This is a genomic window from Candidatus Lokiarchaeum ossiferum (genome assembly GCA_025839675.1).
GTDB classification, from domain to species: Archaea; Asgardarchaeota; Lokiarchaeia; order Sigyniarchaeales; family Promethearchaeaceae; genus Lokiarchaeum; species Lokiarchaeum ossiferum.
Genome location: CP104013.1, coordinates 5,496,496 through 5,508,807, shown reverse-complemented (window position 1 = coordinate 5,508,807; position 12,312 = coordinate 5,496,496). Strand labels below are relative to the sequence as shown.

Sequence of the window (12,312 nt, the reverse complement as noted above, 5' to 3'; positions counted from 1 at the left end):
ATGAGTCATTTGAAATCAGAGAGATGGGAATATGACTTTAAAAAAAAAAGGGAAAATTAGAGCATTTATCATCTCATTACTTATTATTGGCACAGTAATCCCGGTGTATATTTATATGACAAATGAAAAAGATGATCTTCCTTCGTCTCTGAGCACAGATGCATTTATCACATTTTCAAATCATGAATCACTACAAAATTGGACTATGACTGGGGAGAAAAGAGGAATATCCCATTATCCCTATTCCTTAAACAAGAGAGTTTCAGATCTTCAATCTTGGTACACAAATTACGTAAATGCTTATTTTAAACCGTGGTCCATTTCAGGGATGGAGGGAGCCTATTATGTTGATCAAACAGGAAGTATTTTTCCGGGGGATTTGGATCCAGATAATTACTGTTCTACTTCCGAAGGAATTTCCTATGGAATGTTAATTTCAGTTTACATGGCGGGAACTATAGTAAACAACATTTCTGCTCGCCAATATTTTGATGGATTATTTAAAACATACCTTGCATGTAAATCCGAGAATAGTCCTGCAAATAGTGGGCTAATGGCATGGCTAGTACCTACACCCGCGCAATATGGGAAAGTATCAATTCAAGGAAGTGCCACAGATGGAGACCTTGATATCTGTTATGCTTTGTTGCTTGCCCATCTCAATTGGGAGCAAAAGGATAATACAACGAGATATTTTGATGCAGCGATGAATTTATTGATACGTGGATTACCACGTAATATTATTCACGATGCCCCAAATAGACGATATGTATTGACAATTGGGGACTGGATTAAATCCCAGTTATTAAGTAACAGTCATTTGAAATATAGTACCCGATTTTCAGATTATGGATTAGATCGTTTATTGTTTTTCCACAAAATATTATTGAAGCTGGAATTTATTGATGAAGCATCATTGTATCTAAAACTCTTTCAAGATTCCATTTCCAATTTGGAAGATGTACGTTCATCAGGTATACATTCCGCAATGGTCCCTGATTTTGGGTGGATAGACCATTTGAATAATGGAACATCTATTATTCCTGCACCTAATGGTCCAGCTTTTAATGGTGAAGGATTGTATAAAGCCTATGAATCAGTAGGATATTTCCTGGAAGGAGGGGAAGAATGGAACCATGATGGGGATTTAGCTCAAAATGCAGTTCGATGTCCTTGGAGAATCGGGAATATCTTAGATATGGATTTTTCATCAAAAGTAAATGGTTCTGAAGTGGATCGCTATATTCGAGACTACCATTCTTGGTTCGAAAACCAAAGCAACCTAAAAGGTTTTTATGATATCGAAACCGGAATACCCCCACTTGAGGAAAATTGGGATGATTTTTCACATCTTGTTATGGCATTGACCACCCATATCTACTTTGGAAATGAAATTCAACTTACTAACGGATGGGACACAATAATGGCCAATCAAGGTAATATTGGGGGATCAGGAAAATATTTTGAAGATAATCTTTCTTTATTAGCTCTTCTGCGGATTTCCGGAATTGCATCCTGGAATCTTGATTCCATGGTCGCTTCTCTGAATATTATTGATTGAATATTATCTCCAAGCTAAAAATCGCGCCTTCTATTTTTTCTTTCTCGTATTTCAATCAGAAATTGGCTAAGATCTATAATTTTTTTGGCTTAATAATATCCTTTCCAATATGGAAGAGTTACTAATGAGTATTTTCTCAATATGCTGGACACCTAGAAGTTTAAATATTACTAAAAAAACATATTCCCTATGGCAAGACTCAATACACCAAAATCCACACCTGGGATTATTTTGGTTTTCCTTCTAGGATTTAGTGGTATAATTTTGATAATTTTTTTTAATCAACCGATATGGTCGGGAGTATTACTTTCTGGAGTATTATGGACCTCAGCAATTGTAGGTCTGGTGCAGAAAATTCAAAATGATAAAAGCAAAGATGTAGATCCAAAAAGCAAGATAAAAATTGATAGTATTTGAATGAAAATATTGCATATCCATCAATACCACATATTGAATACCAAAAATCACTTCAAAATATTTCTTTTTTTTCTCTTAGGATTTAGGAAATGTTCTTTTATTTTTACCGCTATTTACCGGAGGATAATAAAGGAGTTTGAAAAATTTTCCACGGAAAATCATTTAAATTGACTTAAATAAGATAAATTCAATCTGTCATACATACCGTGACTCGTATTGAATTTAGTACTCATGGCAAAATTTATAGTTAATTCGTAAATTGCAGTAAATATATTAATAAAAACCTTTCAAGGGGAGAAAAAATGAAAAATGAAATTATTAAAAAGTACCTTGTACTTTTTTTGCTGGGATTTGTTGCAAAATCCATTTACTTATTACCATACATACGGCAACAATATTATGACGCACTAATTGATGCCACAGGAACAACGAATGCACAATTAGGTTTGCTCATGGGGATCTATGGGCTGATAAATATGATTTTATATTTACCTAGCGGATGGGCCGCAGATAAGTTTTCTGCACGAAAATTGATTACTTTTTCGCTAATTATCACAGGAATAACCGGTTTTTACTATGCAACATTCCCATCATTTGCCATGATCATGGCTCTTCACGCATTATGGGCAGTCACGACGGTCTTTACATTTTGGTCAGCAGTGATTAAAATTGTTCATGCACTTGGACCGAGTGGTGAACAAGGAAAATTATTTGGTCTGTGGCAGGTAGGTAAAGCATTAGGAGCAACAATACTTGGTTTTATTTCCATTCCCATTTTCAGTGGTTTCGGGGAAGGAGTTGTCGGACTTCAAGCAACCATTATTTTTTATTCCAGCGTAAATATTATCTTCGGCGTAATCTGCTGGTTCGTTCTAAAAGATGAAAATTTGATTGAAATTGGATCAAAATCTACTTTTGAGTCAGCGGAAGATGAAAAAATCTTAGAAGAAAATAAATTTACTATTGCAGATATGAAGAAAATATTAAAGATGCCTCGTATGTGGATCGCTGGTATTATGGTTCTTTGTTTATATTCTATAGGAATTGGATCGGGAATGATGGTACCGTTCCTAACGGAAATCATGGAACTGTCAGAAACTAATGCAGCGTTAGTTGGAACATTTAGCATATCCATTTTATTTCTATTAGGAGGCTTAGTGGCAACATTCTTCTCAGATAAATTTTCGTCAAAAACCAAATATGCATTATTTGGATTAATAGGTTTAATTCTCACGTGTGGAATTTATTTACTTATTCCAGGTGATCCAGCGTACTTAGTGATTTTCTTAATTAATATACTAGTTGCGGGGCTCATTTATTACTGCGCTTATTCTTCCGTGTTCGCCCTTATTGATGAATTTAACATTTCCAAAAAATTATCGGGAACTGCAGCAGGACTATTATCGTTCCTTTGCTATTTTCCAGAAATTTATGGATATTCCACTGTCGGAGCTCTTGTTGATAACTATCCGGGTCTCTTAGGATATCGATTAGTCTTTGGTTTTATGATTGTCAATGCCATAATTGGAACCATTGCAGCACTTGTGTTAATAAAAATGAATAAGAAAGCAAAAACACACACATCACCCACTGTAGAAATTCCAAAAAGGATGTAGAATCACTATAAATTACTTTTTTTCTATTTTAGTTAGATTAATAAGAATTCAATGTTAAGTTTAGCCTATATAAGTACAAGTCAACGTTATTTTTCTGATTTTAAGAAAACTTCGACAATATCACCTTCCATAAGTTCATGTTCAATACCCACTCGTTGGTTATCGAATTCGACAGATTTTCCCCAAACTATGGCATAATCAAAATTGTTGAAGAAGTCTTTATGAATTTTTCGGGCAACTTTCCCGACAGTTGCACCTTTCTGGAACACCATCGGACTGTCTAAATCGGGTTTGTGGTGATGCCGTTTTGTATAAATTCTCATGATTTCCATGAGGTCATATAAATCCTTTTTCAAGTCTTCCAGTGATTTTTCATTTTTAATGGTGATTGGGAGAATATCATATGCACTAAAGGATTTCAAGAGTTCATAATAATCTTTGGAGTATGCTAAATCCCCTTTCGTAGCAATAATCTTAATAGGAACAACGGGTTCACCATCCATGATGATTTCGGCTTTCTGTAATTGTTCCACGAGAAAATCATATTGCGCCTTCACTTCGGAAGATAACTCGATTACCATCAATATTGCATCGGAAGTCCTTGAAACCCGAATGATTTGTTTATTGAGCCTCCAATCATCCCTATCGTATACAAATCCAGGTAAATCTACTAACTGAATCTGAACTCCTTCATAAATACACGTTCCCCCCAAGGCAGATATAGTGGTTGTGGAAAAATTCCCTGTTTTAGATTTTGAATTTGTAATGGCATTCATTAATGTGCTTTTCCCCACATTTGTCATTCCAAACAATGCGATGCGAGCATCCCCTGATCTTTTGATAGCAAAGGGATCATACTCTCGGTTTTTTCCTTTCCTCTTACTTTCAATTTCATGAATCAAACCTTCGAGCGTTTTAATGTATTCTTTAAAACAACCCGCTTGGTCATATCCACGGGTTTTAATATCCTTAATAATATCCCTAATAACTTCAATTAAATCACTGCCAGATTTTTCATTGGTGAGACGAATGAAATCGTAATGGTAACTTTTCAATTTGCGGGGATAAAACGAGAGGTTTTCAGGCATAATGCTCAAATAAGAATAAGGAACAATCAATTTTAGAGATTGCGATCAGTATTAAATTAACGCTTTTCTTTCCGTACGTTATTACTTGGGACCTAAGATCCCAAGATAAAGATCGAAATGAAGAGAAATAAGAAAGGTGTAGAAAAAAAAATGTTGATCATTCTATAGCATGATCTAGTTAAAAATGCGAGAAACTGAAAAAAAAAGAAAAATTGAAGCAAGAAATTCCTTCGAGATTTTCAAATAATTCCATACATTTCTTCCAAACCATTTTTGGTGATAATCAAGGCTTGATCTAAATCTCCTTTAGTTGAAAAAATCTGCTCAAACTCAGTTTCAAAAAAATTCATCATGAGAGGTATGACACACGAAACTTGATGTGGTTCTGTTAAGAAGAGATTCATAACTCGCACATGAGTTTTTTTTTCAAAATTCTTCAAAGCAGTATTACTGAGATTTTGAAGAATGTGTGCATCTGCACCTAGTTTTTCAGCTAATTTTCCACTTAATCTCTGTAGTCCTTCCTTTTTTCTTTGTTTTGGTTTCATTTTGAAAACGGTTTTAGTCATGTTACCCACCCCAATTACATTTAAGAAAGTCCAACTTCAAAAAGGTTTACACGATAGTATTTGATAAAAAACCTAAGGGAGCAAATGTTAAATAAACAACTTGAAAAATTTAGATGGCATGTTAAAGGGAACAGAAAAAAAATAGAACACCTATGGAGTTTTCCACTCTAAATGAACAATATATTTGATTGCCACAGCCCGATAATATTTTAGTGTCATACCCATTTTATTTTGATCCGTACGTGTTTGTTTAATTAACCCGCGATCAAGTAACAAATCTATATGACGTTTAACAACTCCCGGATTCATTTTCAATGCTGTTTTCAAATCATACACAGTCATTTCTTCACTGATTAAAACCGATAAAATCTGCTGCCGCTTATCATGAAATAAACAAGTAACAACATCCGGTTCGGTGAATTCTTTTTGTAATTCGGGTTCAAAAGCCGCCATTTTTAAATCACATTTATTATTTTTTAGTATTTCCGAGAGTATTTTCCATCTCTTTAACTGGTTTCATAAATCGTTGGTATAGAATCGTTAAATGTATTATCAGCAATGGAAGGTAGATAAAAAATAACCCAAGGAGCAATACAAACCAAGAAAAGAAATAAATTTCTGCCCAGATGTTTGGCTGAAGGAATAAAACAACAACATCCCCATAAAGAAAGCTGAAGATTTCAATCGGAAGTATTAATAAAGCCACAGCTTTGATAATGCTCCATCCATACTTCCTAAATATCTTTAGTGAAATAGAAATTGATTTGATAAAAGAATTATCTTGAGAAAGAGCGACAGGAGCAAAGCCCAGAATTGAAATAGTAAGAAGTTCTGCAATCGAAGTAATTACAAAAGCTAACACGGCATGAACAATTCTACCAGAAAAATACCATGAATCCGGTATGATTAACGAAATCAAAATCGAAATTAAGATAAAGATCATTGCAAATCCAGAATATCCTGACCAATGCTTTTTAAAGTAGGAAAAAGAAGATTTGAGTTCTACAAAATAATCTCCTCCAGTTAATATTTCAGAAGTCATTCCAAACCCACTCCCAATAAAAGAAAACAGCACAAAAAACCCCGGCAGGATAGATGCAAATGTGATCAAACCACTTAAAAGATAATTGAAAGAATAAAAGGAATCGGAATAGAGTAAAATGCCCAAACTACCAGATAAAAGGAAAGATAATATCCAAACTATGATTGATGCTAAAAATGCAATCATAAAGGTGCCAGTTAAGGGTTTAAAATAATCTCGTAATAGTTCAAAGGATAATGAAAGGATTTCTTTTGAAGATATTTTATCTGAGTTTTGTTCAATGTTTGCGTCCACGGGCTCACCACTAGCTTTCTAAAAAATATTAAACTATTTAAATTTGGGTGTACTTGTTTTAATTATTTCGTTATTTAAAAATATATTCATAATTTGCAAATATTTTCACTTGGTGAAAATACTTTTTAATAACCTCGATTTATTATAGTTATATTTTTCAAGTTATGAAAAATGCCAAAAAAATTTAATTTGAACTTTGGAGTTCTAAACGGAAATGTATCACATAAAAAATGGGAATAACAGGTCGGTGTAGCATGGAAAATACAGCAACACCCGCCGATAATATTTTAATCGTTCAAAATGTCGAGAAAATCTTCAATCAAGGAAAACGAAATGAAGTCTACGTTTTGAAGGGAATTAATTTTCAGATGAGACTCGGTGATTTTTTTGCACTGATGGGACCATCTGGGAGTGGAAAATCAACTTTACTCAACATTGTTGGAGGATTACTTAAAAGTACAACGGGAAGCGTATCTATTAAGGATACAATACTGAATGATTTAGATGATGATTCACTCACCGAAATGAGATCGAAACACATCGGATGGATTTTTCAGTCATTCGGATTAATTGACAATCTAACCGCGCTGGAAAACGTTATTATCCCCCTCAATTTAGCAGGAGTATATGAAGAAGAGGCAGAAAACCGGGCAAAAGAATTACTAAGAATTGTAGGATTGGAAGATCGTGCGGATCATTTTCCCGACGGTCTTTCAGGAGGACAACAACAACGCGTTGCAATAGCTCGTGCTTTAGCAAACGACCCCTTCATTTTATTTGCCGATGAACCTACCGGTAATTTGGATACTCAAACAGGTTTAGAAATCATTGAACTTTTTAAAGATCTCGCAAAAATGGGAAAAGCGATTTTAATGGTAACCCATGATGTTAGTCTAGCCCACGCCTCAGATCAAGTCTTTATCTTGCGTGACGGAGTAGTAGAAAAAGAATTGGAGGAAATAACAGCTCTTTAGGTGATAATCTCATGAAAAATAATGATAAAAAAATAGAATTTCACAAACGAATTCCCTTAGAAACAATTCCCAACACGTTTTTCGCTATATTCCGAAATAAACGCCGATCTTTAGCAATGCTTTCTGGAATTGTGCTATCAATGACTCTATTGTCGGGAATTATTCTCTATAATGCTGAATTGAAGCAGAATAATTATGAAAGCATGGTCAAAAATTATCCCTATGAGGTAGATTTCAGTATTCAAGGTTCAAATTCATCATATGAAAATTTAGCGACACTTTCAGCTGCAATAGAAAACGATGACAGGACACTTGATGCCACAATCATTGGACGAAGTTCAGCAGATGTATTTTCAATAGATCCTAAGAACTCGAGTGAATTTCTTTATGGTGGTTTCAGAACATATTTTGTAGATGAGGATTACTTCACCGAATCGATTGGTGAAACCTTATTGTCAATGGATTTCAAAGGAAATGCAAATTTGTCAGGTCAATCTGTTATTGTCTCCGAAGGTTTATTAAATGAATTCAGTTTGAAAATTGGAGACAAACTCCATACTTTAAACTTTTCTGAGTGGGTTTGGGATGAAGAAGCAGAAGAGTCATATAATGAAGTAGGGACTTTAGCCAATTTGACTATTGTAGGATCTTACAAACCCTCATTTCCCGACGATCTTATAGGTTTTGGAAATCCCATTGATGGAAACAATATATATTTATCCCTCGATCTATTAACGGAATCAAATATGACAGATATTAACCAAATTCTCATAGAAGAAGGCAGTCTTCATGTTATGGTTAAAATCGATGTGACTAAATTTTCAGTTGGTGATCCAGCAACCTTCAATAAAGAACTCAATTTGTTTATTAACCAAATTTCACGAGATATTGAAGGATTTGACACTTATGGAAATAATTTGATTGGAGGTACAATCATGTTCTTCCAAGTGATTAGTGTACTCATCACAATACTCTATATAGTATTAGCAATTCCCGTAATACTACTATCTCTTTATCTTTTAAATTTTGGTCTAGAAATGTCTTTAGAAGAAAGAAGGAGGCTAATTGCAATAAAGAAGGTACAAGGGGCCAGTGGGAAGCAGATCTTTTCAGAATTAAAAAATGAAATATTCCTAACTTTATTAGTGGGATCGGTATTAGGATATATTTTAGGCATTATCTCAGCGTGGATAATAAGCTCCATCGCCGGATTTATGCAAATACAATTATCCGCAAATAGTAACTTCTTTGACTACCTCAGGTTCGATTCTACGGCATTTTTCTTACCTTTTTGTCTTGTTAGCTTAATTCTGATCATAGTGACTTTCAAAAAAGGAAAACGCTTCATCAATCAAGAAGTAACCGAAGGAGTATCCCGCCGGGAGATCAAAAAACAAAAATTCTTCAAGCGCCATAAATTGGATATTGTTTTCTTTATTATCAGTTTATCTGGACTTGTTTTAGTAGCAATTGATCTACTTAATCTTCAAGTCCAAATCCCCATCGGAATCAATATTTTGATCTATATTACCACCCCTTTTCTCTTCTGGATTGGAGGTAGTTCTGTAGGATCCCGTATCGTTAAATGGTTACCGCTTAAATTAGAAGGTGTATTTTTGCGACTTCCTATGTTTAAGGATGTAAAAAATGTAATTAAATCTGGATTAAAACGTCGTGGCGATATTGAACGATTAGCAGTTATCATAATTATGACTTTATCGATTGCATCCTTAGCGACGATACAAGGAAATACAGATGAGACTTTGGCACAAAGAAAAATAGAATGGGAAATTGGAGCAGATTGGCAAGTTAATTTTGAAAGTGCAGGTGATTATTATGAAACTATTCAAAATATTTCAGGTTTCGACGATTCCATCGCGATAAGCCAAACTTCAGTCCAAACATATAGCTCCGAATTTGCAATCTCAGCAATAGATAATCTAAAAGAATTGGAGAATATAGAAAATGGTAATCCGATTGCTTTATGGCAAAAAGATACTTTCAACAAATTCACACCAAAGAAAGCTTTACAAGCATTAAAAGATAATCCCAAAGGAATTTTTGTTTATCCTGATGTTTTATTTGAACTCGATGTACAAGTAGGAGATAGCATAGATATTTCATTTCCAGGAATTGATTCTTCTGAAATAACAGTGACTGACATTACCATCCTGGGGATAGTAAACGAGCTACCAGGAGGAATTTCAGGAACAACATTTATTTCGAAAGAATTATTCCTTCAAGTTTTAGCTCAGAGCTTAAATCAGTCTTCTGATTATTTTGCAAATAGTAATCTAAATGGGACAAGATATCTTGTCCGAACAACCGATGGGGCATCAATATCCCAAGAAAAAATTAGTGAAATTCAATTGGAACTTGATACAAACACTACTGGGATAAAAACTCATAGATCTTTTCAAGACGAATTGGGAGATATTAATACAACTAAACAAGGATATGGAATAACAGGTTTATTGTCGTTGAATTTCATAATCAGTTTAATTGCAGCTCTAGTTAGTGCATTTTCTTTTTCTGCAATTTTAATGGAGAGACGAAAGCACGAGTTTGCAATTTTAAGATCGATTGGAGCCAAAAAACGCCATATTTATAAAATGGCCCTTGGAGAAAATGCTTTAATGATGTTAACAGCATCAGTGTGGGGAATTTTTATTGGAATAGGGGTCAGTTATCTTTTCAATGGAGTTTTTGAGTTTATTAGTATTATTATGAATTTGTTTACTGGAGGATCTGTTGTAGTAGGAAGAACTGTGATCGTTCCAGGATTAGAATTATTGCTCATCAGTGCAGTCACTTTTATAGGAATGTTACTTGCAACGATGCTTTCGGTCAAATCCGCAGCAAATCAAGATTTAAGTTTAGCAACAAAGGTGGTCTAAATGGCAACGGAAACGAATGAATTATTATTGGATGCAGATGGGCTTTATTCCATCTATAAAGGATTGGAAGGAGCAAATAATGTTGTAGCTTTGAAAGGTTTAAATTTAGATATGAAAAAAGGGGAATTTGTTGCCATTGTAGGAACTTCTGGTGCTGGCAAATCAACCCTCTTGAGAACTTTGGGAGGATTGCAAAAGCCAAGTGCTGGAGAAATTCGGTACTTTGGAAGAGATATTTCCCAAATGACTGAAGAAGCTTTGGTACCCATTCGAAGATCAACCATTGGGTTCATTTTTCAAGAAGGAAATTTAATTCCAGAATTATCAGCCTATAATAATGTGGTTAGGACTCTAAGATATTCTGGCGTTGGAATAAGTGAAGCAAGAAAACGAGCCAAAGAACTCTTAAAAAAGTTAGGAATGGAGTCCCGAATGCATGATCTTCCCCAGCGATTAAGTGGAGGGGAATTGCAAAGAGTAGCAATCGCACGCGCAATTTCAAATAACCCCGCATTAATCTTGGCCGATGAACCAACAGGTAACCTAGATGCAAAAAATACAGAACAAGTTATGCAACTTTTCAGGGATCTGCATAAAGAATTAAATATAGCCTTCTTGATTGTCACTCATAGCCAACATGTTGCATCTTTTGCTGATAGGAGTGTTGAATTAAGTGATGGAATGATTATTGGTCAACATAATGCAGGAAGCGATATCTATGATTTGAAAGAAAGTCGTTCCGTGATTGTATCAAAATCAGGCAACATGACTTTACCACCGGAATTCTTGAGTGCTTTAGTAGCCTATGGATATCATTGGGATTTCACCTTAGACATCAATGCAAATGGACCTCGAATCATTGGCAAACCCTCCCTAAAAACACACAATAATTGTCCCGTTTGTAATGTTCCTTTGAAGGGAGATAAATTCTTTTGTCATTCATGTGGGGCGAAATTGAATTAATTTCACCAATTTCGAGTTTTTTTCTTGCTTTTTTTCTGATTTTTTTTATCAACACCCAAACAGCAAACTACTATATGAAGTTTTTATTAGAAGATCAAAACAAGATAATTGGTTAGCAAAATGAACACTGAATTGAAAGGAGTATTTTTTGATCTAAATGGCACTTTGCTAAAATATGGTGATCTTTCGCAAGCCACAAAGGATCATGAAGAGCAAATTTATCAATTCCTATGTAAGCATGGTATGTCGATTTCTCGTGAGTTTTTTGATGAAGGGGTACAGAATTACTTCAACATTGAACAACCAAAAACGATAGCGCCTGAATAAACCCTATTTGAATATAAACTTCAGCAATTCTGCCATTTAATGGGAGTAACCTTAAAAATGGAAGAATTACATGATTTAGCAACTATATCCATAAATGCTTGGGCAAAACATCATCCTTTAGATCCTGAGGCCATTGAAGTATTAGAAGAACTGAATTCACACTATATGCTTGCATTGATTACTGATTTTGATCACCCTCCTTTCATTTATTCAATCATTCAGAGATATAATTTAGATCAATATTTTAGATGTATCATCATTTCTGGGGAAGAAGGGGTCAGCAAACCAAATCCGAAGATGTTTATCCGCGCCTTAGACGAAACAGGATTAAGATCCGAAGAAGTCGTATATGTAGGAGATTCAATTGAACATGATGTAGAAGGAGCTTCAGGTGTTGGTATGATCCCTATACATATAAAACGAGAACAGATAAAAAAAGTTATTAAAAATGGGAAAAATAAAGGTTACATAATTAACCAATTGAAAATACTCCCAAATTTATTACTTTCTTTGCGTCTTTGATGGAATATAAAAAAAATGTCATGATTTTAAAACACATTTTAA

12 protein-coding genes are annotated in these 12,312 nt (G+C 34.4%); 8 read left to right on the top strand and 4 right to left on the bottom strand.

Translation table 11 applies throughout. The annotated features are described in order from the left end of the window. Positions 1 to 31 precede the first annotated feature (31 nt). The 3 genes from NEF87_RS23505 (at position 32) to NEF87_RS23495 (ending at position 3,594) form a co-directional block, all read left to right on the top strand. The gene (locus tag NEF87_RS23505; protein ID WP_457917746.1) at positions 32 to 1,561 is read left to right on the top strand and encodes a glycosyl hydrolase family 8; all 1,530 of its coding nucleotides are present in this window, start codon (positions 32 to 34) and stop codon (positions 1,559 to 1,561) included. 189 nt (positions 1,562 to 1,750) lie between these two features. After that, positions 1,751 to 1,978 carry a hypothetical protein gene (locus tag NEF87_RS23500; RefSeq protein WP_371803964.1) on the top strand — a complete coding sequence of 76 codons (228 nt, stop codon included), beginning with the start codon at positions 1,751 to 1,753 and terminating at the stop codon, positions 1,976 to 1,978. A 302-nt stretch (positions 1,979 to 2,280) separates the two neighbouring features. Beyond that, positions 2,281 to 3,594, top strand: coding sequence for an MFS transporter (locus NEF87_RS23495; protein ID WP_457917745.1), 1,314 nt, complete (start codon positions 2,281 to 2,283; stop codon positions 3,592 to 3,594). Positions 3,595 to 3,680: 86 nt separating this feature from the next. Here the strand turns inward: NEF87_RS23495 and NEF87_RS23490 are convergent, their stop codons facing one another. The 4 genes from NEF87_RS23490 to NEF87_RS23475 form a co-directional block, all read right to left on the bottom strand. Further along, positions 3,681 to 4,682, bottom strand: coding sequence for a GTPase (locus NEF87_RS23490; protein WP_371803962.1), 1,002 nt, complete (start codon positions 4,680 to 4,682; stop codon positions 3,681 to 3,683). Between the two features lie 239 nt (positions 4,683 to 4,921). Beyond that, the gene (locus tag NEF87_RS23485; RefSeq protein ID WP_457917744.1) at positions 4,922 to 5,251 is read right to left on the bottom strand and encodes a hypothetical protein; all 330 of its coding nucleotides are present in this window, start codon (positions 5,249 to 5,251) and stop codon (positions 4,922 to 4,924) included. Positions 5,252 to 5,401: 150 nt separating this feature from the next. Continuing rightward, positions 5,402 to 5,704, bottom strand: coding sequence for a winged helix-turn-helix domain-containing protein (locus NEF87_RS23480; RefSeq protein ID WP_457917743.1), 303 nt, complete (start codon positions 5,702 to 5,704; stop codon positions 5,402 to 5,404). Positions 5,705 to 5,720: 16 nt separating this feature from the next. Beyond that, the gene (locus NEF87_RS23475; protein WP_457917742.1) at positions 5,721 to 6,587 is read right to left on the bottom strand and encodes a hypothetical protein; all 867 of its coding nucleotides are present in this window, start codon (positions 6,585 to 6,587) and stop codon (positions 5,721 to 5,723) included. Positions 6,588 to 6,841: 254 nt separating this feature from the next. On the opposite strand from NEF87_RS23475, the gene NEF87_RS23470 reads away from it, so the two are divergent. The 5 genes from NEF87_RS23470 (at position 6,842) to NEF87_RS23450 (ending at position 12,270) form a co-directional block, all read left to right on the top strand. Then, complete coding sequence (locus NEF87_RS23470) at positions 6,842 to 7,561, top strand: ABC transporter ATP-binding protein (protein WP_457917741.1); 720 nt, start codon at positions 6,842 to 6,844, stop codon at positions 7,559 to 7,561. 11 nt (positions 7,562 to 7,572) lie between these two features. Then, positions 7,573 to 10,458: an FtsX-like permease family protein gene (locus NEF87_RS23465; RefSeq protein ID WP_457917740.1), complete on the top strand. Its 2,886-nt coding sequence runs from the start codon at positions 7,573 to 7,575 to the stop codon at positions 10,456 to 10,458. Beyond that, complete coding sequence (locus tag NEF87_RS23460; RefSeq protein ID WP_457917739.1) at positions 10,459 to 11,421, top strand: ATP-binding cassette domain-containing protein; 963 nt, start codon at positions 10,459 to 10,461, stop codon at positions 11,419 to 11,421. It abuts the gene before it with no gap. A gap of 120 nt (positions 11,422 to 11,541) precedes the next feature. After that, the gene (locus NEF87_RS23455) at positions 11,542 to 11,748 is read left to right on the top strand and encodes a hypothetical protein (RefSeq protein ID WP_457917738.1); all 207 of its coding nucleotides are present in this window, start codon (positions 11,542 to 11,544) and stop codon (positions 11,746 to 11,748) included. A gap of 39 nt (positions 11,749 to 11,787) precedes the next feature. Then, positions 11,788 to 12,270 (top strand): HAD family hydrolase, encoded by a 483-nt coding sequence (locus tag NEF87_RS23450; protein WP_457917737.1) that lies wholly within the window; start codon positions 11,788 to 11,790, stop codon positions 12,268 to 12,270. Positions 12,271 to 12,312: the final 42 nt, after the last annotated feature.

Excerpts from the sequence above, each read along its gene's own strand:
- NEF87_RS23500 (WP_371803964.1), top strand. The coding sequence starts at position 1,751 with ATGGCAAGACTCAATACACCAAAATCCACACCTGGGATTATTTTGGTT.
- NEF87_RS23460 (WP_457917739.1), top strand. The coding sequence starts at position 10,459 with ATGGCAACGGAAACGAATGAATTATTATTGGATGCAGATGGGCTTTAT.
- NEF87_RS23495 (WP_457917745.1), top strand. The coding sequence starts at position 2,281 with ATGAAAAATGAAATTATTAAAAAGTACCTTGTACTTTTTTTGCTGGGA.
- NEF87_RS23465 (WP_457917740.1), top strand. The coding sequence starts at position 7,573 with ATGAAAAATAATGATAAAAAAATAGAATTTCACAAACGAATTCCCTTA.
- NEF87_RS23505 (WP_457917746.1), top strand. The coding sequence starts at position 32 with ATGACTTTAAAAAAAAAAGGGAAAATTAGAGCATTTATCATCTCATTA.
- NEF87_RS23455 (WP_457917738.1), top strand. The coding sequence starts at position 11,542 with ATGAACACTGAATTGAAAGGAGTATTTTTTGATCTAAATGGCACTTTG.
- NEF87_RS23485 (WP_457917744.1), bottom strand. The coding sequence starts at position 5,251 with ATGACTAAAACCGTTTTCAAAATGAAACCAAAACAAAGAAAAAAGGAA.
- NEF87_RS23490 (WP_371803962.1), bottom strand. The coding sequence starts at position 4,682 with ATGCCTGAAAACCTCTCGTTTTATCCCCGCAAATTGAAAAGTTACCAT.
- NEF87_RS23450 (WP_457917737.1), top strand. The coding sequence starts at position 11,788 with ATGGGAGTAACCTTAAAAATGGAAGAATTACATGATTTAGCAACTATA.
- NEF87_RS23480 (WP_457917743.1), bottom strand. The coding sequence starts at position 5,704 with ATGGCGGCTTTTGAACCCGAATTACAAAAAGAATTCACCGAACCGGAT.
- NEF87_RS23470 (WP_457917741.1), top strand. The coding sequence starts at position 6,842 with ATGGAAAATACAGCAACACCCGCCGATAATATTTTAATCGTTCAAAAT.